Raw genomic sequence first — 23,156 nt, forward strand, 5'->3', positions numbered from 1 at the left:
GGCGGCACCGGGGTGTCCACGGGACGACTCCTCCGCTGTCTCCGGCCGCCCGCGCGTGCCACCCGCCGTCCGGCGCGCGATCAGCCTGTGGTGGCGCCCGCCAGGAGGCGGGCCAGGGCGGCGCGGGAGGTGACGCCCAGTTTGGTGTAGACGCGGGTGAGGTGGACGTCCACCGTGCGGGGGCTGATGCGGAGGCGTTCGGCGATGTCCTTGGTCTTCAGGCCCTCGCCGGCGAGGTCGGCGACCTGGCGTTCGCGCACGGTGAGGCCGCCGAGGCCGTTGGGGGCGCCCTGGACGCCGCCGCGGGTGGCGGCGCGCAGGTGGCCGCGGGCCCGCGTCGCGGCGGGGCCGGCGTCGCCGAGCAGGCCGAGGGCCTGTTCGTAGCTTCGAGCGGCCTCGTCCCACCGCTGCGCGCGGCTGAGGGCGTGGCCGCGGGCCAGCAGCGCGTGGCCGCCCGCCTCGGGCAGGCCGACGGCGGCGGCCGCCGTCACGGCCCGTTCCGCCCACTCCTCGACGCGGTCGCCGGTGTCGGCGCCGGCCCGCAGGCACGCGGCGGCGAGCAGCTCGTGGCACCGGGCCGCGAGCACGGGCACCTTGACGTCGCCGCCGGGCGGCAGCAGCGCCATGGCCTGGTGCGGATCGCCCCCGGCGAGCGCGGCCTCGGCGAACAGCAGCGCGCTGAGCGGCGTGGTGATGGACGGCGGCAGCGGATGCGGCGCCGCGTGCCGCGCCATGGTGGGACGGCCCTGGCCGGCCCACGCGGCGGCGGTCACCGCGTCGGCGAGACCCACATGGTCGGACCGGCCGATCTTGTGGGCGGTGGCCCTGGCCTCCAGGGTGAGATCGAGGGCGTCGGCCGTGCGCCCGCGCTGGTGGTGCAGGTAGCCGAGCGTGTTGAGCAGCATGGGCAGCACGTGGACGTCCCCGCGTTCGCGCGCGGCCGTCAGGGCGCGCTCGGCGTGGGCGCGGCCGTCCTCGTACCAGCCCATCATGACCTCGGCCCAGCTCAGCACCAGCAGGTGACCGGTCTCCCGGGGCGTGGCGGGGCGGGCGGCGCCGCCGGGGGCGAGCACGCGGGCGGCCTGCCGGAGCGGGGCCTCGGCGCCGCAGGTGTCCCCGGTGATCGCGGCGCACATGCCGGCCAGGGCGAGCCTGCCGCCGCGGGTCACCGGGTCCTCGTGCTCCGCGTGCCGCGCCAGCGCCTCGACGTCGCTGCGGGCCGGCACCGCCCCGGCGATCACCTTGACGAGCTGGGCCTGCCCGAGCAGCGACGCCCGGGTGACGGGATCGGCGCCGTGCGCGCCACCCAGCTCGGCCGCGATGACGCCGAGGGCCTCCTCGCCGTGCCCCACCGCCGCCATGACGGTGGCCAGGAACGCCACGGCCTCGGCGCGGGCCACCCCGCCCCGCGCCCCCCACCCGCCGAGGACGTCACGGCCCAGCCCCCGGATGCCCCCGGCGTCCCCGGTGGCCGCCAGCGCCCGCACCACCGGCTGCCACAACCCGGGCTCCGGCACGGCGTCGCCGGTCGCGCGGCGCAGCCGCAGGGCCGCGCCGGCCCAGTGCGCCGCCTCTGCCGGACGGCCGGCGTGCAGCGCGTCGTGCGCCGCCGCGGCGAGCACCGCGGCGTCGGACGGCTGTGTCTCCACGCCGGACCGCTCGACGTGCCAGGCGAGGCGCGTGGGGGCGGCGCCGGTCCGCGCCAGGCGGGCCATGGCGCGGCGGTGCGCCGAGGCCCGCCAGCAGGTGTCGATGGCGTCGTACACGGCGCGCCACACCAGCGGATGCCGGAACGCGAGGGCGCCGGGGTCGCTCCCGGCGTACCGGACGAGGTCCCTCCCCCGCAGGCCGGTGAGCAGCCGGCACGTCACGTCGCGGTCCACCTGGGCGACCTCCGCGGCCGATTCCACGTCGAACACCTCGCCGAGGACGGCCGCCGCGTGCAGCACGGTGCGGGCGTCGGCGGGAAGTGACTCGGTCTCCACGAGCAGGCGGGCGGAGAGGCTGCCGTGTGCCCACGGCCCGGTGTCGTCCGGGCCGGCGCCGGGGGCGGCGAGGGCGGCGATGTAGAGCGGGTTGCCCGCTCCCCGTTCGTGCAGCCGCCGCACGGCACCCGGCTCGGCACCCGAGTCGCCGAGCAGGGCCGCGGACTGGGCGGGCGTGAGCGGCCCGAGCCGCACCGGCCCGACGGTGCCGAGCTCGGCGCCGTGTTCGAGCACCGACCGCAGCCGGACGGGCACCTGCCGGGGCCGGTGCGCGACCACCAGGGCGAGCGGCCCCTCCATGGGGCGGCGCACCAGCGACTCCACGAGCTGCACCGAGGACGGGTCGGCCCAGTGGAAGTCGTCGAGCAGCAGCACGATCTGGCCGGGCGCGGCGGCGAGACAGTCCCCGAGGGCGGCGCGCGCGGCGGCGTGGAGCCGGCGGCGCCCGGTGGACGGCATCGTGTCGGTGCCGGCGGTCGCGCCGAGCGTGTCGAGGAGGGCCGCGGCCTCCGGCATGATCCTGCCGCCCTCGCCGCGCCAGGCTCCGAAGGCGTGGACGAAGGGGTGGAACGGCACCTCGGTCTCGGCCTCGGTGCAGCGTCCCCGCAACACGGTGCCGCCGTCGCGGCGCACCTGTCCCGCCAGGGCGGTGAGCAGCCACGTCTTGCCGGTCCCCGGGTCGCCGGCCAGCTCGGCGACGGCGCCGCACCGGTCGCGGGCGGCGTGGACGAGACGGGACAGGCGGTCGTAGTCGGAGCGCCGGACGACGGCGGTACCCCCGGGCCCGCTGTGAGAAGTGGTGACGGTCATCTTCGCAAGTGCCTCCCCTGGCCACACCGCGGTGGGATCGCGCACGGACCACGCCGCCCACCCAATTTACCTTCACAACCCATCGGAATTTAGTAGTAAATGGCCGACCTGCGCGATCGCCGATCCAGGGCCCGGGGTGACATGCCCCACAAACAGGACTCTCAGAGTCCTCTTTGTGTTACGGTCGCCGTGTGCGCCTGAATCGCTCAACGGACATCGGGCTCCGCGTCCTCATGCTCGGCGCGGCCCGTGACGATCTGTTCACCATCGACGAGCTGGCCGGGCGTCTCGCCGTGCCGCGTCACCATCTGGCCAAGGTCGTGCAGCGGCTGCAGCACCTCGGGGTGCTGGAGACCGTGCGCGGGCGCGGCGGCGGCGTGCGGCTGTCGGCGGCGGGGCGTACCGCCTCGATCGGGAAGCTGGTCCGTGAGCTGGAGGGCGCGGCCGAGGTCGTCGACTGCGACGGCGACCCGGTCTGCCCGCTCAACCAGGGATGCCGCCTGCGGGGAGCCCTGCGGCGGGCCCAGGAGGCGTTCTACGTCAGCCTCGACCCGATCACGGTCGAGGACCTCACCGCGCCACCGGCCCGGCAGGTGCTGCTGAGCCTCGGCGGCTGATCTCGTCCGCTCTTTCGGGGGAAAAACAATGTTGTCCGCTACCAGCGTCCCGGTCGTCGGGGCGACCCTGCCCGTCGTGGCAGAACATCTCGACACCATCTCCGGCGTCTTCTACGACACCATGCTCGGGGAGAACCCCGAGCTGCTCGACCTGTTCAGCCGCAGCGCGCAGGCGACGGGCGAGCAGCGGCACGCCCTCGCCGGGGCGGTCGCCGCGTTCGCCGCGCACCTGGCCGGCGCGGGGCCGGACGCCTCGGTCATCGACCAGATCGCCGAGCGCGTCGCGCAGCGGCACTGCGCGCTCGGGATACGCCCCGAGCAGTACACGGTGGTCGGCAGGTACCTGCTGGGGGCGGTCCGCGCGGTGCTCGGCGACGCGGTCACCCCGGCGGTCGCGGCCGCCTGGGACGAGGTGTACTGGCTGTTCGCGGCCCGGCTCATCGGCAGGGAGGCCCGCCTGTACGCCGAAGCCGGGGTGGACGGCGCCGACCCGTGGCGCGAGCACGTCGTGGCGAGCCGGGTGGAGGAGGCGCACGACACGGTGTCGTTCATCCTCACCCCGGCCGACGGCGGGCCCGCCCCGGCCTTCCGGCCCGGCCAGTACGTCACCGTCGCCGCCGCGCTGCCCGACGGCACACGCCAGTCGCGGCAGTACACGATCTCGCAGGCCGCCACCGGCGGCACCCTGCGGATCACCGTGCGCCGGGTGCGCGGCGCCGGGGGCACCCCGGACGGCGTGGTCTCCGGCTACCTGCACGACCACGTGGGCACCGGGGACCGGCTGCGGCTGAGCCGTCCCTACGGCGCGCTCACCCTGAAGGACGGCGACACGCCGCTCGTGCTGGTCAGCGCGGGTGTCGGCATCACGCCGATGGCCGCGATCCTCGACCACGTCGCGCGTTCCCAGCCGGCCCGCGACGTCACGGCGGTGCACGCCGACCGCGGCCCCGAGCGCCACCCGCTGCGCGCGGACATGAGGGCCAGCGGCTCCCGCCTGCGGTCCTTCCGCAGCCTCGTCTGGTACGAACGGCCCGCCGGCGTCCCCGACGCCCTCACCGGCCGCGTCGACACCGACGTGATCCCGCTGCACCCGGACGCGGACGTCTACCTCTGCGGCCCCCTCCCGTTCATGCGTGAGGTCCGCTCGGGCCTGCGCCGCCGCGGCCTGCCCGACGACCGCATCCGCTACGAGGTGTTCGGCTCGGAACAGTGGCGGCTGCCCGTGCCGGCCGGAGCCTGATCTCCGGGGCCCCGGCGTCACGCCGGGGCCCCCTCGGGCCGCTGCGCCGGGGACGGGGTGCGTGGGATGGTGAGGTATGGGCAGTGACGAGGTGCGGGACGGGGTCTCGCTGACCAATCTGGACAAGCCGGTGTTCGACGGGGCGGGGGCCACCAAGAGAGATCTGGTCGAGTACGTGGACGCGGTGCGGGACCGCCTCCTGCCGGTGTTGCGTGGCCGGCCGCTGTCCGTCATGCGGGTGCGGGAGGGTCAGGAGCCCTTCATGCAGAAGAACGTGCCGAAGTACGCGCCCGAGTGGTTGCGCACGGTGACGGTGTGGGCGGAGTCGTCGCGGCGGGAGATCTCGTACGCGTTGTGCGACGACCGGCGGTCGTTGTTGTGGTTCGCGAACCAGCGGGCCGTCGAGTACCACCCGGCGCTGGCGACCGCGGACCGGCTCGACCACGTCACCCACATGATCCTCGATCTGGACCCGCCGGAGGGTGAGGCGTTCGGCGTCGTGGTCCGGGCCGCCGGGCTGGTCCGGCAGGCGCTCCAGGACTGCGGTCTCGCCGGGGCGGTCAAGACGTCGGGCGCCAAAGGCGTGCACGTGTTCGTCCCGGTGACGGCGCGGGCGGCCATCGAGGACGTCGCCGCGGCCACCCGGGCGCTCGCGGCGCGGGCCGAGCGGATCGACCCGGCGCTCGCCACCACGGCGTTCATCAGGGAGGACCGCGAGGGCAAGGTGTTCCTGGACTCGACACGGGCGGGCGGGGCGACCGTGGTGGCGGCCTACAGCCCGCGCATCCGGCCCGGCGTGCCGGTGTCGTTCCCGGTGGGCTGGGACGAGCTGGAGTCGGTCACACCGGGGGACTTCACCATCCACACCGCCGTGCGGGCCCTCGGGGACGGCGACCCCTGGGCCGAGCACATGCCCGAGGCGCAGGAGCTGCCACAGGACCTGGTGGCGGAGGGGCACACGATCCCGGTGGCCCGGGTGCAGGCGATGCACGAGGGCAAACGGCGGGCCAGGGCGCGGCGCGGCTGAGCGGGCCGCGTGGATTTCTTCGGAAAAAGTTCCGCGCGTGATGTCGAGGAGGCGCGTGTGGCTCCGACTGCCGGGTGAGGGTGCCCGATGGGGCACCTCCGGGAGCCTCCACCGGGGGCGGAAGGAGCTTGGCGATGCGGAAGATCGTTTACTGGGTGCACACGTCGGTCGACGGGTTCATCGAGGGACCGGCCGGGGAGTTCGACTGGCCGCGGATGGGGCCGGAGCTGTCGGAGTACTCGTTCGGGCTGGTCGAGCGGGCCGACACCTTCCTGTACGGGCGGGTGGTGTGGGAGATGATGTCGTTCTACTGGCCGAAGGCCGAGTCGATCTCGGACCACGAGCACGACTTGCGGTTCGCCCCGATCTGGCGGAAGACGCCCAAGGTCGTGGCCTCGCGGACGCTCGAGAGCGCCGAGTGGGGGGCCACCGTGATCGGGAAGGACCTCGCCCGGGAGGTCGCGGAGCTGAAGGCACAGGACGGCGCGGACCTGCTGCTGACGGGCGGCGCCGGCCTCGCGACGGCCCTCACGGCGCTCGGGCTGATCGACGAGTACCACATCGGGGTGCATCCGCTGCTGCTCGGCGGCGGCAAGCCGCTCTTCGCGCGGCCGGAGGACCGGGTCGGGCTGGAGCTCATGGAGACGGTCGTGTGCGACGGCACGACCGTGGTGTCCCGGTACCGGCCGGCGGCCCAGGGGTGAGCAACCGGGTGGCCGTACGGCGGGAGGCGCACGCCGTACGGCCATGAGGTCAGTCGCCCGGCGGGAGCGGAGGCTCGGGGACGGTGCACAGCGGGGTATCCGTGCCGTCCCCGGCGGCGTCGAGATGGGCCGCCGGTGCCGCCGGTGCCGCCGGTGCGGCGGGCGCGGCGTCCCAGACGCCACCCGGAGGGGCGGGAACGGGGCCGGGCGGGGCCGGCGGGGCGGGGGGCGCCGGGGGGCGTACGGCCTTGGTGAGGCGGGTGGCGGTGGGACAGGCGTCGTCCTCCAGGGCCGCGGCGTAGACGGCGCCGCCGACGAGCAGGCCGGCGGCGGTGAGTACCGTGACGATCAGTGCTTGGTCTCGTTCGTTCATGGGTCCATTGGGACGGACACGGTGTTTCGCGGGTGTTCGGTGCCGGGGAAACACCGGCCGAACACCCCGGCGGCCACCATGGAGGTGTGACCGGAAGGGGACGCCGTGCGGGTGCTGGTGGTGGAGGACGAGCGGTTGCTGGCCGAGGCGGTGGCGACCGGGCTGCGGCACGAGGCGATGGCCGTGGACGTGGTGCACGACGGGGCGGCGGCGCTCGAGCGGGTGACGGTGCACGCGTACGACGTGGTGGTGCTCGACCGTGACCTGCCGGTGGTGCACGGGGACGAGGTGTGCCGGGCCATGGTGGAGTCGGGCAGCCCGAGCCGCATCCTGATGCTGACCGCCGCGCGCGAACTGACGGACACCCTGCGGGGCTTCGGCCTCGGCGCCGACGACTACGTGACCAAGCCGTTCCGCCTGGCCGAGCTGATCGCCCGCGTCCGCGCCCTGCACCGCCGGGCGGGCCCGGCGCGCCCCCCGGTCCTGGAGCACGCGGGCGTGCGGCTCGACCCGCACCTGCGGGAGGTCGCGCGGGACGGCCGGGAGGTCCGGCTCACCCGCAAGGAGTTCGCCGTACTGGAGATCCTGATGACGGCGGCCGGCGGCGTCGTGAGCGCCGAGACGCTGCTGGAGAAGGCCTGGGACGAGAACGCCGACCCGTTCACCGGCGCCGTCCGCATCACCCTGCACGGCCTGCGCCGCAAACTGGGCGACCCGCCGATCATCCACACCGAGGTCGGGGTCGGCTACCGCATGGCACCCCGATGACCCCGCACACCGGCCCGTCCACGGCGGGCGACGGGGACCGGGACACCGGACGGCGCGATCCCGGGACCGGCCCCGTGGCCGACGCCGGACGGCCCGGTCCCGGAACCGGCCCCGTGGCCGGCGACCGGGACACCGGACGGCACGGTTCCGGGGCCGGTGCCGGGCGAAGGCGGCGTGGCTTCACGGTGTTCCCCTCGTTGCCGATCCGGGTCAGGCTGACGCTCGTCTACTCGGCGTCGTTCGTCGTGGTCGGGGTCGTGCTGCTGGCCTGCGTGTACTGGCTGCTGCGGAACTTCGCCGTGCCGCCCACCGCGCCCCTCCCGCCGGTGGAGTTTCCGACGGGGGCGCCGCCGACCCCGGGGATGCCGCCGATGCCCCCGATGCCCCCGATGCCCCCGACGCCGACGGCACCCACGGAGCCCGCGGTGCCCGCGGCGCCCTCGGTGGCCCGCATGGCGCTTGTGTCGGCGATCGCGCTGGTCGTGTGCGGGGTGCCGGCGCTGATCGCGGGGCGGGTGATGGCGGGGCGGGCGCTGGCGCCGATCAACCGGATCACGGAGACCGCCGGGCGGATCGCGGCGGGGAACCTGCACCAGCGGGTGGGGCTGAGCGGGCCGGACGACGACGTCAAGAGGCTCGCCGACACCGTGGACGGCATGCTGGCCCGGCTGGAGGCGGCGTTCGAGGCGCAGCGGCGGTTCGCGGCGAACGCGTCGCACGAGCTGCTCACCCCGCTCGCCACGAGCCGGGCCATCTTGGAGGTCGCCACGGCGTATCCGGACCGGTGCGACGTGCGCGAGCTGACAGGCAAGCTGCTCACCGTGAACGAGCGCGGCGAACGGATCGTGGAGGCGCTGCTGACGCTGGCCCGCGCCGACTACGGGGGCGTCGAACGGCGCGAGGTGGACCTGGCCGGGGTGGTGCGGGAAGCCGTGGAGCGGGCCGGCGCGGAGGCCGAGCGGCGCGGCGTCGCGGTGCGGGCGCGGCTGGACCCGGCCAAGGTCACCGGCGACCCCGAGCTGCTCGGGAGGCTGGCGGACAACCTGCTGGTGAACGCCGTCCGGCACAACCACACCGGGGGCCAGGCCGAGGTGTCCCTGACCGGCGCCACGCTCACCGTACGCAACACCGGCACGCCGGTGGACCCCGGCACCGTCCACCACCTGTTCGAGCCGTTCGTCCGCGCCCGCCCGCGCACCCACCAGGACGGCCAGGGGCTCGGCATGGCGATCATCCAGGCGGTCGCGCAGGCCCACGACGCCGAACTCACCGCCGCCGCCAACCCCGGGGGCGGCCTCACGGTGTCCGTGCGGTTCCCCTGCCGCACATGACGGTGAGCACGGCCATGACCAGTGCCGTCGCCGGCAGGGGGAACGGCGTGAACGGGGCCGCGAGGACCAGCAGGGGCGCGGCGGCGAAAGTCGTGGTGACCAGCGGCCCCGGGCGGTGCGGGCGGACGTGCACCAGCCACAGGCTGAGCACGAACACCGCCACGGGGACGCTCAGGGACGCGGCGGCGGCGGTGCCCCCGAGGTGGGCCTTCCCGGAGACGTGGTCCACGGACACCGCGAGACCGGCCCCGACGGCGGCGGCCGAGGCGAAGATCAGGTAGTGGCCGTAGCCCCAGGGGAAGGAGACGCGGTTCGAGGTGAGGATGCCCTCGGCGGGGTGGGCGAAGTACAGCCACCACATGGAGAAGACGATCACGAGACCGCTGAGCGCGACGGTGAGCATCGCACCGGTGGTGGCGTCGCCGTCCAGCCCGGCCTGCACGGCGATGGTCGCCGACAGGATGGACTCGCCGAGCACGATGATGGTCAGCAGGCCGTAACGCTCGGCGATGTGGCTGGAGTGCCAGGTGGTGGCCAGCGACCGCTCGGCCCACAGCGGGACGGCCAGCTCGGCGGCCACCAGCACCACGAACGCGACCGGCCCCACGGACTCGCCGAGCGCCTGCCGGGCGACCCACCCGGCCTGCACGACGGTGATGCCGGCGGCGTAGCGGTACGCGATCCGCCCGCGTGCCGGGTCCTCGCGCGCGGCCCGCAGCCACAGGGCCACCATGGCGAGGCGCATCACCACGTAACCGAGGGTCACCAGCCCGAAGTCCTGCGTCTCGAACGCCCGCGGCACGCCCGCCGCGAGCACCAGCACGCCGCCGATCTGCACCAGGGCGAGCAGGCGGTACAGGACGTCGTCGGTGTCGTACGCCGAGGCGAACCAGGTGAAGTTCATCCAGGCCCACCACACGGCGAAGAACACCATGGCGTACCCGGCGATCCCCGCCCCGATGTGGTTCTCGGCGAGGGCGTGGTGCAGGCTCGCCGCCGCCTGGGCCACCGCGACCACGAAACACAGGTCGAACAGCAGCTCAAGGGGCGTGGCGGCGCGGTGCCCCTCCCCCGGGTCGCGTCCCACCATGGCGACGCGCCAGACCGGCCGGCGTCCCACCGTGGACGTCTCACTCATCGGCTTCTCCCGGCAGACAACGTGACAGTCGAGTAAAGCACCGTTCGTCCTGCTGGGGAGCCGCGTGGGAGGCCGGAGGGGACGGCCGGTGGCGCGCCATGCGGAGGGGTGGGCATGGCGCGCCTGGCCGAGGAGGGGCCGCGGGCCCTCGCCGCCGAGTCAAGCGCTTAATCAGTTAAGTCACCAGGCCCTACCGTCGGATGGCGTCGCCATTTCATGGCCTGGTGCACAGGAACGTGTGGTGGCGGCGCCGACCGCCACCACACGGGTGGACTTTCGTGCACGGGATTTCAGAAACGTTCAGAAATCAGCTTTCTTGCTGCGATTCATCGGCCCGATGTCATTCCGCCCGCACGTTGTCCAGGTGGAAGTCCCCGGTGCTGAACCAGATGAGGAACCCGCGCACGTCCGACAGGTCCTCGATCGTGCAGGACAGGGCCGTGGTGAGGTCGATCTCGACGGTGCCCGCGGTGCCGGGGTTCTGCCAGCCCCACGTGGACTGGCACCAGGTCCAGCCCGAGCCCACCTGGAAGGCGACGCTGGTGGAGGTGCCCGCGGCGCCGGTGCGCAGGTCGTACTTCAGGGTGCTCTTGGCCGACAGGTTCACCGGCTCGGGGAAGCTCGCGCCGAACCACGCACCGGCGGTGGAGTCGACGAGCAGGCTGTGCGTGCCGTCGGTGGCGTTCTGATCGGACTGCGCGACGGTGCCGGGGTCGGTCTGCCAGTTGCCCGGCGCCCAGCCCTGCACGCCGTCCTCGAAGGAGAACAGCTTGATCGCCGCCCCGGGGTCCGGCTGCACGATGACGGTGAGCTGCGCGGGGCCGGACACGCGGTCGCGGCTGTCGCGCACGGTGTACGGCACGACGGTGCGGCCGCTGTACCCCTCGGCGGGCGTGAACGTCACCGCGCCGCTCGCCGCCGCGGTGAGCCGCCCGCCCGTGACGGTCAGCTCGGCCTGCCGCCCGGCCGCCGCCGGGTCCAGGTCCACCGTGGCGGGGCGGACCGTGGCGCCGTAGGCGATGTCGTTGGCGGTGACGGTGACGGTGACGGGCACGCCGAACGCGGTGGTGACCTGGTCGTGGTCGGCGACGGGCGGGAACGACGCGGGCCGTCCGCGCAGGATCGACGCGGCGTTGGTCATGGTCCGGCAGACCGGGCTCGGGCAGTACACCGTGAACCCGTCGTAGTCGGGGTACAGGGTGCCGTCGTCCTGGGTGCCGGCGAGCATCCAGTACATGAAGCCGTCGGTGCCGCGCACCACGGCGTCCAGCCACTGCTGGTACACGGGGTTCCGGATGGTCTTGTCGCGGAAGCCGAACTCGCCGAGCACCACGGGCTTGCCGACGCGCCGGGCGTCGGCGTTGTGCCGCCGGATCCACTCGGTGCCCCACGCGGCGTCCTTGCCCCAGCCGTCCGGGTAGAGGTGCATCGACATGTAGTCGATCGTGGGGAGCCGGGCGAACGCCACGGTGTCCACACCCTCGTTGCAGTTCTCGGTCCAGTCGGCGGCCCCCGGGACGCAGTAGAACCCCTCGTCGCCCACCGCGACCAGGTGCCTGCGGTCCACGGACTTGACGTGCCGGGACATCTCGTCGGCCCACGCGGTGAGCACGGCCGGGGTGCAGGTGGAGGAGGTCGGGTAGACGCCGGAGCCCTTGCAGCGCGGCTCGTTGCCGAGCTCCCACGCCATGACGGTGGGGTCGTCCTTGTAGAGCACGCCGGTCAGGGTGTTGCGGCGGTTGAGCAGGTGGCTGATCCAGTCCTTGTACCAGCCGCGGATGCGGGCGTCGGTGTAGAACTCGTCGTGGTACGCGCCCCCGGCCCAGCGCACGTACTGGTCGATGCCCCCGAAGTCCGCCCAGTTGTTGACGAACGGCACCACGAGCTTGACGCCGGACTCCTTGGCCTTCTTCAGCACGTAGTCCAGGTGCTCAAGGCCGGTGGCGCCGTCGTTGTACGCGGGCCGCGTGCCGTCCCAGTACTGGAAGTAGACGCCGTTCTCGATGTGGTGCACCGAGTTGCTGCCGTCCTGGTTGCCGATGTCCAGGAAGCCCCAGATCCGCAGGACGCGCAGGTCGGCGGCCCTGGCCCGGGCGAACACGTCGTCCACCATCGCCGCGGAGCGGTACCCGAGGTAGTAGTTGTTGGTGCCGGCGAACCGGAACGGCTTGCCGTCCAGCATGAGGCCGGCGCCGTGACGGGTGACGAAGCCGTCGCCGCCGGTGTGGGCTCCCGCCGCGCCGGGAGCGGCGAGCAGCCCGGCCAGTAGTGCGATCACCACGGTGATCAGCGTTATCCCCGATCTTCCGGGCTTGACGTGCACGGTGTGCTCCTTGAGGGGGTGGATCGGCCCAGTCGGCGTCGCCCGGTGCATGGCGACCTTCACGCCGTCGGCCCTGAGCTTGTCGAGGCGACGGTGAACTCGTCCCAGGTCTTCGCGGTCACACATGCCGTGGCCGGAACGCGGCCGCCATACGCTTGTTCACTAGCTTCCTCCTCCTGTCAGGGGGTGGGAGGGTGCATGTTTATGAACCGCTTAAGTACGGTGACCGTACGGCCGCCCTGACAACGGTGTCAACGCCGTGTCGCCGAAAACACCCGCGCCCTGTTACCGGGATCTCGCAGGCGTCGGCGCGCCGCCTCGTGGGCAAGTGCGTCGAGGACGGTGCATCCGCCGTCCGCGAACACGCGAAGGGGTACGTGTGGACGTCGTGATCGAGCGGCCTGCCCGGCGTACGGTGTACGCGACGGTGGGCACACTGCTGATGGCCGCGATGCTGGCCGCCCAGGTGGCCTCGGGCCCGCAGCCTTCTCCGGTGCGCCTGACGAGCGTGGTGGTCCTGCTGCTCGCCGCCTGCGCGGTCGCCTTCGCCGCCGCGGACCACGGCGTCAGACGGTCGCTCACCGCGTTCTGCGCCGCGGCCTGCGCGGGCTACGCGGCCGAGTGGGTGGGGATACGGACGGGCATCCCGTTCGGCGAGTACCAATACACCGGCGTCCTGTGGCCCGCCCCCGGCGGCGTCCCGCTGATCGTCGCCCTCGCCTGGGGCGGCATGGGCCTCGCCGCCCACGCGATCGCGTCCCGCGTGGCGGGGATCCCCGTGAGGGCCACCCCGGCAGCAGACCCCGGCACCTCCCCCGGAACCGCCCGCACGGCGGGGGCCGGTCCGTGTCCTCCCACCCCCGCGGTGGGGGCCGGTCCCCGCCCCTCCGACCCGGCCACGCAAGCGGGCCCCCACTCCTCCGGCCCAGCGATGGATGCCGGTTCCCACGCCTCCGGCCCGACCTCACAGGCCGGCCCCGGCTCCTCCGGCCCAGCGACGGGTGCCGGTTCCCACGCCTCCGGCCCGACCTCACAGGCCGGCCCCGGCTCCTCCGGCCCAGCGACGGGTGCCGGTTCCCACTCCTTCGAGCCGCCCTCACAAGCCGGCCCTCACCCCTCCGATTCGGCTCCACAAGCCGGCCCCCACCCCTCCGGCCCAGCGACGGGTACCGGTTCCCACCCCTCCGACCCGACGACCGCCGCCTTCCACTCCTCCGACCCGACGACCGCCGCCTTCCACTCCTCCGACCCGACGACCGCCGCCTTCCACTCCTCCGCCCCAGTGATGGGAGCCGGTTCCCGTCCCCCCGGCCCGGCGGCAAGTGCCCGTTACAACACCTCCGGCCTGGCGGTAGGAGCCTGTTCCTGCACCTCCGGCCCGGAAGCAGAAGCCGGTCACCACACCTCCGGCCCGGAAGCAGGAACCTGTCCCTGCCGTTCCGGCCGCGAGGCGGGAGCCGGTCATCGCACCTCAGAGGTGGTGGCGGGGGCCGGTTACCGTCTCCCCGGCCGGGTGGCGGGGGGTGGCCCGCGCTCCTCCGCCCCGGTGGCCGGATCCGGCCGGTTCCTGAGTACCGCCCTCGTGGGGGCGTTCGCGCTGACCGCGTGGGACCTGTTCCTCGATCCGCAGATGCTGCGACTCGGGCTTTGGGTGTGGGCGGAGCCCGGGCCGTACCGCGGCGTGCCGATCAGCAACCTCGCCGGGTGGCTGGTCGTATCCTTCCTGGTCATGGCGTTGATCGGCTGGGTGTTCCGCCAACGGCCCACGGGGAGGGGCACCGGTCTCGTCGCCCTCTACACGGCCATGGCGGTCATGGAGACGATCGGCTTCGCCTTCGTGTTCCGCCCGCCGGACCGCTTGGTCGCCGTCGTGGGCGGCGCGACGATGGGGCTCTTCGCGGTACTGGCCTGGGTACGCCGGGGGGTGACGGCCGACGCGGACGACGCCCCCGCGTCCGGCACCGCGTCCGGCACCGCGTCCGGCACCGCGTCCGGCACCGCACCGGGCACCACGCCCGGCACCACGTCGGGCGCCACGCCGGGCAATCCATCCGGCACCACGTCGGGCAGCACGCCGGGCAATCCGCCCGGCACCGCGTCCGGCAACCCGCCCGGCGCCACGCCGGGCAATCCGCCTGGCAGGCCGAATCGGGCGCGTCCATTCCCGAGCCGGGCGGGCCGATGGCCGACGTGATCGTGGTCGGGGGTGGGGTCGGGGGCATGGTGTGTGCGTTGTTGCTGGCCAGGGACGGGCATCATGTGGTGTTGCACGAGCGGCTTGGGCGGCTCGGGGGAAAGCTGGCCGAGCATCGGCGTGACGGGTTCGCGTTCTCGGTGGGGCCGTCGCTGCTGACCTTGCCGGGGTTGTTCCACGACCTCGGGGTGCGGGTGGACCTCGTGGAGCCGGCGGAGATCTGCCGGTACCGGTTCCCCGACGGGTCCACGCTGACGGCGCCGCGCGACCCCGCCCGGATGGCCGCCGAGGTGGAGCGGCTCGCGCCGGGAGAGGGGCGGCACTGGCTGGCGTTCCACGCCTGGGCGCGGGAGTGCCTGGCGGCGGCGCGGCGGACGTTCTTCACCAGCCCGCCGGTCCGGCCGCCGCGCGACGCCCGGCCCGCCGACCTGCTGGCGGTCTCGCCGGGCCGCACCCTCGACGGCCTCGCGCGGCGCTTCTTCCGCGACCCGCGTCTGCGGCGGTACGTCGGCCGGTACGCCACCTATGCCGGGTCGAGCCCGTACCGGGCGCCCGCCGCGCTCGGCTGCATCCCGGCCATCGAGCACGACGACGGCGGCTGGTACGTCACCGGCGGGCTGCCCCGCATCGCCGACGCCCTGGCCGGGCTGCTGGCCGGCGCCGGGGTGGAGGTGCGGCTCGGCAGCGAGGTGACCCGGGTGCTGGACGGCCACGGCCGGGTGGACGGGGTGCGGCTGGCGTCCGGTGAGCAGGTGCGGGCCGACGCGGTCGTGGTGAACGCCGACGCCGCGCAGCTCTACGGGCGGCTGCTGCCCGACCGGCGGCGGCTGCGGCGCGTCGCAGGGCTCGGACGGTCGTCGTCGGCGTTCCTCATGCTCGCCGGCGTTGAGGGCCGCACCGAGGGGCTGCCGCACCATTCGATCGTGTTCTCCGGCGACTACCCCCAGGAGTTCGCCGACATCTTCCACCGGGACCGCCCGCCCGAGGACCCGACCGTGTACATCGGGTGCTCGGCGGTGGACGACCCCACGCAGGCGCCGGCCGGGACGGAGAACTGGGTGATGCTCGTCAACGTGCCCGCCCGCGACCCCGCGCGCTGGCCGATGCCCCCCGAGGCGTACCGGGACCTGGTGCTGGAGCGGCTCGCCGCGCGGGGGCACGACCTGGCGGGGCGGCTGCGGTTCGTCGACCTGTTCACCCCCGCCGACCTGCGTGACCGCTACGGCGCGTGGGGCGGCGCGATCTACGGCACCCCGTCCCACGGGGTGCTCGCGCCGTTCCGCCGCCCGGCCAACCGGGGACCGCGGCGCGGCCTGTACCTGGTGGGCGGCGCCACCCACCCGGGCGGCGGGCTGCCGCTGGTGGCGATGAGCGGGCGCCTGGTCGCCGGGCTGGTCGGCGAGGACTTCCGGTGAGGGGGGTGCTCACGGCGGCGCAGTTCGCCGCGGGCCTGGTGGTGGCGGCCCGCCTGGCCAAGGGACGTGACCGGCTGCCGGCACTGCGCCCACCGGCCGCCGCGCCGGATCGAGGCACGATCTCGGTGGTCGTGCCCGCGCGGGACGAGGAGGGACGGATCGGGCCGTGCCTCACGGCCGCGCTCGCCGACCCGCTGGTCCGCGAGGTGATCGTGGTGGACGACGAGTCGGCGGACGGCACGGCGGGTGTCGCCGCGGGGCTGGGCGCGCGGGTCGTGGCGGGACGGCCGCTGCCGGACGGGTGGGTCGGCAAGCAGTGGGCCCTGCACCAGGGGCTGGCCGAGGCGACCGGGGACGTCGTGGTCACCCTGGACGCGGACGCGCGGCCGGAACCCGGGTTGTTCGCCGCGCTGGCCGGCGCGCTCGACGACTGCGACCTGGTCACCGTGGCACCCCGGTTCGTCTGCGACGGGGCCGCCGAGCAGGCGCTGCACGCGGCGTTCCTCGCGACGCTCGTGTACCGGTACGGGCCGGTCGGCCCGCGGGTGCCGCCGCCGCCGTACCGGGTGCTCGCCAACGGGCAGTGCATGGCGTTCCGCCGCAAGGCGATGCGGTCGGCGAGCGGCTTCGTGCGGGTACGAGGGAACATGACCGACGACGTGGCGCTGGCCCGCACGCTGGCCGGTGACGGGTGGGACGTGCGGTTCCTGGACGGCCGCGCGCTGCTCGAAGTGGACATGCATTCCTCGGTGGCCGAGGTGTGGCGCGAGTGGGGCCGTTCCCTGCCGCTGGCCGACGTCACCGACGGGCCGCGACTGGCGGGCGACCTGGCCGTGGTGTGGCTCACCGCCGCGCTGCCCGCCGCGCGGCTGCTGGCCGGCCGGCCCACCCGGCTGGACCTCGCCCTGCTCGGCGTGCGGTTCCTGCTGGCCGGGGCCCTGTGGCGCGGTTACACCCGTCCCGGGCCCGGCCTGCTGCTGTCCCCTCTGCTCGACCCGCTGGCGGCGCTGCGGCTCACCCAAGGGGTGCTGCGGCCGTCGCGCACCTGGCGGGGCCGGACGTACCCGCGGGCCGCGCGGTGACCGCCGTTCAGCGCCGCGCGGCCTGGGCGAACCGCAGCCCGATGAGGCACATCAGCGCCCCCGTGGCGGCGACCTGGGCGAGTGGGGTGAACGGCAGTTGCGTCAACGGGACGGCGAACACCCCCACCCGTGCCCCGACGGCGAACGACCGGGTGGCGAGCGCGGTGACGACCAGCAGCGCGACGGCGGCGAGGAACGCCGGCGGGCACAGGACGGCGACGCCGCCCGCGAACGCCAGCACCGACCGTCCCCCGCGCAGCCCCGCGAACACCGGCCAGGCGTGCCCCGCCATCGCCGCCGCCACCCCCGCGTACGCCGGCAGCACACTGGGCCCGGCCACCACGGCGAACCCCGTGGTGTGCGCCCCGCTCACCAGCAGCCCGAGCAGCCCGGCGAGCGACCCCTTGAGCGTGTCCCCCGCGAACACCGGCACCGCCGCCCGCCGTCCGAGCAGCTCCTTGACGTTCCAGTACCCGGGGTTGCGGTCTCCCGCGTGCCGGGGGTCGATGCCGTACACCCGGGCCACCAGCACCGCCACCGGCACCGAGCCCAGCAGGTAGCCACCGATGACCGAGACGAGCAGGGGAACCATCGCTTCCTTCCATCTGATCAGATACCCGGATCGCCGCGCCACGAAGTACATGGCCTTCGACCGCCCCGTCCTGCGCCGCACCCCCGGGCTGGCCTTCCACCGTCTCCTCGGCACCGGCCGGGGCAGGTCCATGACCCTGGGCGCCGACCTGCGCCGCTGGGCCCTGTTCGCGGTGTGGCCCGACGAGGCGTCCCTGTCGGATTTCCTGCTGCACTCGCCCATCGCCCACCGCTGGCACACCACAGCCGCCGAATCGTGGCACGTCCGCCTCCGCCCCGTCTCCTGGCACGGCCACTGGTCGGGCACCGACCCCTTCGCCCCGGCACCCCGCCTCCCCCGCCACCACCCCACACCCGACCACCATGCAGTCCCGGACCACCACGCCACACGGGACCACCACGCCACACGGGACCACCACGCCATGGACCACCACCCCGCACCGGACCACCACGCCGTCCCGGACCACCACGCCGTCCCGGGCCACCACGCCGTCCCGGGCCACCACGCCGTCCCGGGCCACCACGCCGTCCCGGGACCGGCGCCGCAGGGACCTTCCACCGACATATCCGAAATGTCGGCCAGCCCCGTCGCCGTCCTGACGCGGGCGGCGATCCGGCCGAGCCGGCTGGCCGCGTTCTACCGGGCGGTTCCCCGTGTGGACCGCGAGCTGGCGCGATGTGAGGGCTGCCTGGCGTCGATAGGCATAGGCGAGTGGCCGCTGGCCCGGCAGGCGACGTTCTCCCTGTGGCGGGACGCCGCGGCGATACGAGCCTTCGCGTACGAGCCAGGACCCCACCGTCGGGTGATCGCCAAGGTGCGCACCGAGAGCTGGTACAGCGAAGAGCTGTTCGCCCGTTTCGTCCCCTACGACAGCACAGGCACCTGGGACGGCGCCGACCCCCTCGCCTGACCGGGCCGCCGTCCCCGAGCCGGCCACCGCCACCGGACGACGGGCCACCGGTCACAGGCCGAGACGGAGCCGGACAGGCCACAGGGCCAGGCCCAGCCGGACAGATCACAGGGCCAGACCGAGCCGGACGGGTCATGGGGCCAGGCCGAGCCGGACGCGGCCCCGGGCCAGGTCGTGGGCGACGGCGCAGGCGCGGGCGACGGTGGCGGCGCGGGACGAGCCGTGGGCCACCACCACGGTGCCGTTCAGGCCGAGCAGGGCGGCGCCGCCGTGGGTGCCGGGGTCGTAGCGGCGGGCGACCTCGGCGAGGCGGTCCGGGGACGCGATGCCTTCGGCGGCCACCTGAGCGAGGGCGGCGCGTACGGTGCCCTCGACGTTCTTGAGCACGACGTTCCCGGTGAAGCCGTCGGTGACCACCACGTCGACCGTGCCCGCCAGCACGTCGTGGCCCTCGATGTTCCCGTGGAACCGGTACGGCAGGCCGGGCAGCAGCTCGGCGGCCCGCCGGGCCAGCCGGTTGCCCTTGCCGGGCTCGGAACCGATGGACAGCAGCCCCACCACCGGCTCGGCCACCCCCAGCACCTCCCGCGCGTACGCCACCCCGAGCACCGCGAACTGGGCGACCATCTCGGGAGTGGGGTCGGAGGTGGCCCCGGCGTCGATCAGCACGGTGGCGCCCCCGCCCACCGTGGGCAGCGCCACCGCCAGCGCGGGCCGCAGCACCCCGGGTGCCCGCCCGAGCACACGCACCGCGCAGGCGACCACCGCCCCGGTGGACCCCGCCGACACGAACGCGCCGCCCGTGCCCCGTCGCACCAGCTCGCACCCCACCGCCAGGCTCGTCCCCCCGCCGAGCGCGTCCGGCCCGCGCTCGGTCATCGGCACGGCTTCGGGGGCGTGCGTCACGCCGATCTCACCCGCGGCCCCGTGCCGGGCGAGCTCCGCGCGCAGCTCCCCGGCGCGGCCGACGAGGACGACAGGGACACCGTGCTCCCGCGACGCCAGCACCGCCCCCGCCACCGTCTCGGCCGGGCCGTGGTCCCCGCCCATCGCGTCCAGCACCACGGGCACCCCCGTGCCGTCCCGCATCACGGCGTCACGGCCGGGACGCGGCGCTCGGCGCGGGCGGCGGCGGACGCGGCGGTGAGGTGGCGGGCGAAGACGGCGAGGCGGCGCCGGTACGGCACGCGGGCCCGGCCGGCCAGCACGTCGTACCCGGCGGTCTTTATCTCGGTGAGGATGCCGCCGTACAGCTCGTGCGCGGCCCGGATGCACGGCCGCGAGGACGGCACGAGCATGCCGATGCCCTCCAGCGCCCGCCGGTAGTGGTCCTCGGCCCGCCGGGCCTCGAACGCGACCAGTTCCCGCACGGCGGGCGCGGCCCGGGGCGCACGCAGGTCGGCCACGGTGACCCCGAACCTGTCCAGGTCCGCCAGCGGCAGGTACACCCGCCCGCGGGCGAGGTCCTCGGCCACGTCCCGCAGGAAGTTGGTGAGCTGGAAGGCCAGCCCGAGCTGCCGGGCCGGTTCCCGCGCCGTGCCGTGTGCCCCCGGCAGCGGCTCCAGCACCGGCAGCATCATGGTCCCGATGACGGCGGCCGAGCCCTCCATGTAGCCGAGCAGGTCGTCGTAGGTGGCGTACCGGTCCACCGTCAGGTCGGCGCGCATGGAGCGCAGGAACGCCTCGATGTCGCCGTGGTCGACGCCGAAGGACCGCACGGTGTGCGTGAAGGCGGGCAGCACGGGATCGTCCACCGGGTCACCGGCGAGCGCCGAACCGAGCCGCTGCGTCAGCGCGTCCAGGGCCTTGTCACGGTCGCCGTCCATGTCGAACGCGTCAACGATCTCGTCGGCGTACCTGGCGAAACCGTACAGGGCGTGCACGTGGCGGCGTTTCCACGCGGGCAGCAGCAGGGTGGCCAGGTAGTAGGAACGGCCGTGCCGCGCGTTGAGCAGGCGGCAGTGCTCGTAGCTGGCGGACAGTGTCATCGGCGGCGTCATCGGCCCTCCAGGACGCGTTCGGCGGCCAGCCGGCCGGAGATGAGGACCGGCGGCACCCCGACCCCCGGGGCGGTGTACATGCCGGCGAAGTGCAGGCCGGGCACGCGGCGGGCGCGGCCCGAGGGACGCAGCCACGCCGTCTGTGTGAAGCGGTGGTCCAGGGCGAACGGCGTGCCCGCGCTGTGGCCCCTGCGGTGCCACCCGGGCGGGTCGATGGTGAGGCGCGGCGCCATGCCGAGGTCGCCGTACCCGAGGCGCTCCAGGCGGCGCAGCAGGCGGGCTTCCAGGCGGGGGGTGAGGCGCTCCCAGTCGAGGCCGCCGCGCAGGTTGGCGGTGGGTTCGAGGACGGTGAGGGTGGCGTGCCCGGCGGGCGCGGCGCCGGGTGTGGGGTAGGTGACCAGCAGGCTCGGGTCGGGCTGCGGGCGGCCGGCCTCCAGGGCGGCGAAGGTCGACGCCCACTGCTCGCCGAGGTGCAGGGTGTGGTGGGCCTGGCCGGGCAGCCGCCGGTCCAGGCCGAAGTGCAGCACCAGGCAGGACGGCGAGAAGCGGGGCCGCCACAGTCGCCAGTCCGCGGCGGCGCCGGGCAGCAGGCCGGCGTGCGCGGCGGGCAGGTCGCAGGCGACCACCACGTGGCGGGCCCGGGTGCGTTCGCCGGTGTCGAGCCGGACGGCGGTCACGCCGGAGCCGTCCGCCTCCACCTCGGTGGCGCGCACGCCGTACCTGATCACGGCGCCGGTCTTCTCGGCGACGGCGGCCATGGCCTGCGGGATGGCGTGCATGCCGCCGTCGCGCGGGAAGAAGACGCCGCCGACGGTGTCCATGTGCGCCACCGACGCGTAGATCCCGAGGGCCTTGCGGGGGGACAGGCCGAGGTAGAGGGCCTGGAAGGTGTGCGCCCTGATCAGCCGCTCGTCGGTGAGGTGGGCGCGCACCAACCGGTCCAGCCGGCGGAAGCCGCCGAGGGTGGCGAGGCGGGTGAGGGCGTACGGCCGGGCCAGGGCGCGCAGCCGCGTCATGTCGCGGTCGATGAACAGCGGCCACTCCAGCTCGAAGATCTGCTGGAGGCGGCGGCGGAACCGCAGGTAGCGGGCGGCCTCGGCGGGGCCGGACAGGTCGCGCACCCGCTCGGCCATGGCCTCCTCGCCCGCGACCACGTCGAGCACGGAGCCGTCGTGGTAGCGGAAGCGGTAGTACGGGTCCAGCCGCCGCAGGGGCAGCCAGCGGTCCAGTTCCTCGCCGGCGGCGCCGAAGGTGTCGGCGAGCACGTCCGGCATGGTGAGCACGGACGGGCCCGTGTCGAAGCGGTAGGCGCCGAGGGTGGCGGTGCCGCAGCAGCCGCCGGGGCCGTCCGCGGCCTCCACCACGGTGACGTCCCGTCCCGCGGCGGCCAGCCTGATCGCGGCGGCGAGGCCGCCGAGGCCCGCGCCGACGACCACCACCTGATCGTCCCTGGCCATCAGGACGTCCTGCTCGTCGCCGTGCCGGCCAGCTCCCGCAGGGCCTGCCTGGCGTCCTCGGGCACGCGGTCGTCGTCCAGGGCCTCGACGGCCACGGCGACCAGGGCGGCGATGCGGCGCTCCACGGCGTCGAGCGCGCCCGTGGTGACGATCAGCTCGCGGGCCCTGGCGACGTCCGCCTCGTCGTGGATCCCGTCGAGCAGGGGGAGGCGTTTACCGGCGCGCTCGCGGGTCTCGGCGGTCAGGTAGGTGCGTTTGCCCTGCCGCAGGTCGGTCCCGGCGGGTTTGCCGGTGCGGGCGGGGTCGCCGAACACGCCGAGCACGTCGTCCCTGAGCTGGAACGCCTCGCCGAGCGGCAGGGCGTAGGCGCTCAGCACGTCCTTGAGCGCGGGGTCGCCCGCGGCGATGGCGTGGCCGAGGTGCAGGGGGCGTTCCACGGTGTACTTGCCGGACTTGTAGATCGACACGCGGGTCGCCGCCTCAACGCCGTCCACGCCCCGGGCGGCGTACGCGAGGTCGAGGTACTGGCCCGCGATGATCTCCACGCGGAGCTGGGTGAACACCTTCAGCGCCTCCACCGCTCCCCCGCTCGACAGCAGGGCCGCGTCCGCCCAGGTGAACGCCAGCATGCCGAGCAGGGTCGCCACCGACTCGCCGTACCGCGCCGGGTCCCCCCACCAGCCGGACCGGCGGTGCCGGTCGGCGAGCGCCACGTGGGCGGTGGTGCGGCCGCGGCGGGTGGCGGACTCGTCCATCACGTCGTCGAGGATCATGGCGCTGGCGTGCAGGAGCTCGACGGCGCACCCGGCGGCGAGCACGGCGTCGCGGTCGGCGGGTGACCCGCCGGCGGCGCGGTGCCCCCAGTACACGAAGGCGGGACGCAGGCGTTTGCCGCCCGTGCGGACGAACTCCACCAGGTGGTGGCGCAGCGTCTCGCGGTCCTCCTCCTCGGCGAGGAAGGCCAGGCGGCCCATCTCGCTTTCGAGCAGCTCGTCCAGGCGGCGGTCGACGAGGCCTCTCAGGTCGATCGCTTCCTGTGTCGCCATCACCATCGGCGCAGCTCCTTTGATCGCTGTAGACACCTTCGGGCCCGACGACGCCTCGGATGCACCGATACGTCAGTGATCGCCATCCGGTGGGAGAGGCCACACCGGGTTGACCGAATCTTGGACACGACGTGCCGGGGATCG

Annotated in this window: 19 protein-coding genes; 10 read left to right on the forward strand and 9 right to left on the reverse strand. The window is 74.7% G+C overall.

The features are described from left to right. Positions 1–80: 80 nt before the first annotated feature. A complete protein-coding gene (locus tag ABGB17_RS12700; RefSeq protein ID WP_347628790.1) occupies positions 81–2,795 on the reverse strand; it encodes an AAA family ATPase in 2,715 nt (904 codons plus the stop codon). A 191-nt stretch (positions 2,796–2,986) separates the two neighbouring features. Here ABGB17_RS12700 and ABGB17_RS12705 point away from each other — a divergent pair, with 191 nt between their 5' ends. From ABGB17_RS12705 to ABGB17_RS12720, 4 genes are all read left to right on the forward strand, one after another. After that, positions 2,987–3,412: an Rrf2 family transcriptional regulator gene (locus tag ABGB17_RS12705; protein ID WP_347628792.1), complete on the forward strand. Its 426-nt coding sequence runs from the start codon at positions 2,987–2,989 to the stop codon at positions 3,410–3,412. A gap of 76 nt (positions 3,413–3,488) precedes the next feature. Next, positions 3,489–4,652 (forward strand): globin domain-containing protein, encoded by a 1,164-nt coding sequence (locus ABGB17_RS12710; RefSeq protein ID WP_347628794.1) that lies wholly within the window; start codon positions 3,489–3,491, stop codon positions 4,650–4,652. A 76-nt stretch (positions 4,653–4,728) separates the two neighbouring features. Next, positions 4,729–5,679, forward strand: coding sequence for a non-homologous end-joining DNA ligase (gene ligD / locus ABGB17_RS12715; RefSeq protein ID WP_347628796.1), 951 nt, complete (start codon positions 4,729–4,731; stop codon positions 5,677–5,679). Between the two features lie 134 nt (positions 5,680–5,813). Beyond that, positions 5,814–6,383, forward strand: a complete 570-nt coding sequence (locus tag ABGB17_RS12720) for a dihydrofolate reductase family protein (RefSeq protein ID WP_347628798.1) — start codon at positions 5,814–5,816, stop codon at positions 6,381–6,383. A gap of 49 nt (positions 6,384–6,432) precedes the next feature. On the opposite strand, the gene ABGB17_RS12725 is transcribed toward ABGB17_RS12720, so the two are convergent. Then, a complete protein-coding gene (locus tag ABGB17_RS12725) occupies positions 6,433–6,756 on the reverse strand; it encodes a hypothetical protein (protein WP_347628800.1) in 324 nt (107 codons plus the stop codon). Positions 6,757–6,861: 105 nt separating this feature from the next. Between ABGB17_RS12725 and ABGB17_RS12730 the strand changes: the two genes are divergently transcribed. Both ABGB17_RS12730 and ABGB17_RS12735 read left to right on the forward strand, forming a co-directional pair. Continuing rightward, the gene (locus tag ABGB17_RS12730; protein WP_347628802.1) at positions 6,862–7,524 is read left to right on the forward strand and encodes a response regulator transcription factor; all 663 of its coding nucleotides are present in this window, start codon (positions 6,862–6,864) and stop codon (positions 7,522–7,524) included. After that, a complete protein-coding gene (locus tag ABGB17_RS12735; protein ID WP_347628804.1) occupies positions 7,521–8,855 on the forward strand; it encodes a HAMP domain-containing sensor histidine kinase in 1,335 nt (444 codons plus the stop codon). Before ABGB17_RS12730 ends, ABGB17_RS12735 begins: the two co-directional genes overlap by 4 nt. Here ABGB17_RS12735 and ABGB17_RS12740 read toward each other — a convergent pair. Beyond that, on the reverse strand, positions 8,821–9,993 hold the full coding sequence (locus ABGB17_RS12740) for a low temperature requirement protein A (protein WP_347628806.1): 1,173 nt from the start codon (positions 9,991–9,993) through the stop codon (positions 8,821–8,823). The genes ABGB17_RS12735 and ABGB17_RS12740 overlap by 35 nt on opposite strands. A 340-nt stretch (positions 9,994–10,333) precedes the next feature. Next, the gene (locus ABGB17_RS12745; RefSeq protein WP_347628808.1) at positions 10,334–12,316 is read right to left on the reverse strand and encodes a cellulase family glycosylhydrolase; all 1,983 of its coding nucleotides are present in this window, start codon (positions 12,314–12,316) and stop codon (positions 10,334–10,336) included. Positions 12,317–12,695: 379 nt separating this feature from the next. On the opposite strand from ABGB17_RS12745, the gene ABGB17_RS12750 reads away from it, so the two are divergent. Genes ABGB17_RS12750 through ABGB17_RS12760 form a run of 3 tightly spaced genes read left to right on the forward strand, consistent with a single transcriptional unit; the run spans position 12,696 to position 17,007 of the window. Beyond that, positions 12,696–14,510, forward strand: coding sequence for a carotenoid biosynthesis protein (locus ABGB17_RS12750; RefSeq protein WP_347628810.1), 1,815 nt, complete (start codon positions 12,696–12,698; stop codon positions 14,508–14,510). Then, on the forward strand, positions 14,498–15,925 hold the full coding sequence (gene crtI / locus ABGB17_RS12755) for a phytoene desaturase family protein (RefSeq protein WP_347628812.1): 1,428 nt from the start codon (positions 14,498–14,500) through the stop codon (positions 15,923–15,925). The genes ABGB17_RS12750 and crtI (ABGB17_RS12755) overlap by 13 nt, the downstream gene beginning before the upstream one ends. Continuing rightward, on the forward strand, positions 15,922–17,007 hold the full coding sequence (locus ABGB17_RS12760) for a glycosyltransferase family 2 protein (protein WP_347628814.1): 1,086 nt from the start codon (positions 15,922–15,924) through the stop codon (positions 17,005–17,007). The genes crtI (ABGB17_RS12755) and ABGB17_RS12760 overlap by 4 nt, the downstream gene beginning before the upstream one ends. Before the next feature lie 7 nt (positions 17,008–17,014). Here the strand turns inward: ABGB17_RS12760 and ABGB17_RS12765 are convergent, their stop codons facing one another. Continuing rightward, positions 17,015–17,599: a glycerol-3-phosphate acyltransferase gene (locus ABGB17_RS12765; RefSeq protein WP_347628816.1), complete on the reverse strand. Its 585-nt coding sequence runs from the start codon at positions 17,597–17,599 to the stop codon at positions 17,015–17,017. Here ABGB17_RS12765 and ABGB17_RS12770 point away from each other — a divergent pair. Further along, positions 17,574–18,509 carry a spheroidene monooxygenase gene (locus ABGB17_RS12770; protein WP_347628818.1) on the forward strand — a complete coding sequence of 312 codons (936 nt, stop codon included), beginning with the start codon at positions 17,574–17,576 and terminating at the stop codon, positions 18,507–18,509. The two genes, ABGB17_RS12765 and ABGB17_RS12770, sit on opposite strands and share 26 nt — an antisense overlap. A 132-nt stretch (positions 18,510–18,641) precedes the next feature. Here the strand turns inward: ABGB17_RS12770 and ABGB17_RS12775 are convergent, their stop codons facing one another. From ABGB17_RS12775 to ABGB17_RS12790, 4 genes are read right to left on the reverse strand one after another with little or no spacing between them, the layout of a single operon-like run. After that, positions 18,642–19,598, reverse strand: coding sequence for a phosphate acyltransferase PlsX (locus ABGB17_RS12775; RefSeq protein WP_347628820.1), 957 nt, complete (start codon positions 19,596–19,598; stop codon positions 18,642–18,644). Next, positions 19,598–20,509, reverse strand: a complete 912-nt coding sequence (locus ABGB17_RS12780) for a phytoene/squalene synthase family protein (protein WP_347628822.1) — start codon at positions 20,507–20,509, stop codon at positions 19,598–19,600. Before ABGB17_RS12780 ends, ABGB17_RS12775 begins: the two co-directional genes overlap by 1 nt. After that, positions 20,506–21,966 carry a phytoene desaturase family protein gene (crtI, locus tag ABGB17_RS12785; RefSeq protein WP_347628824.1) on the reverse strand — a complete coding sequence of 487 codons (1,461 nt, stop codon included), beginning with the start codon at positions 21,964–21,966 and terminating at the stop codon, positions 20,506–20,508. The genes ABGB17_RS12780 and crtI (ABGB17_RS12785) overlap by 4 nt, the downstream gene beginning before the upstream one ends. Beyond that, complete coding sequence (locus ABGB17_RS12790; protein WP_347628826.1) at positions 21,966–23,018, reverse strand: polyprenyl synthetase family protein; 1,053 nt, start codon at positions 23,016–23,018, stop codon at positions 21,966–21,968. The genes crtI (ABGB17_RS12785) and ABGB17_RS12790 overlap by 1 nt, the downstream gene beginning before the upstream one ends. Between the last annotated feature and the right edge of the window lie 138 nt (positions 23,019–23,156).

The organism is Sphaerisporangium sp. B11E5 (assembly GCF_039871875.1).
Lineage (GTDB): Bacteria > Actinomycetota > Actinomycetes > Streptosporangiales > Streptosporangiaceae > Sphaerisporangium.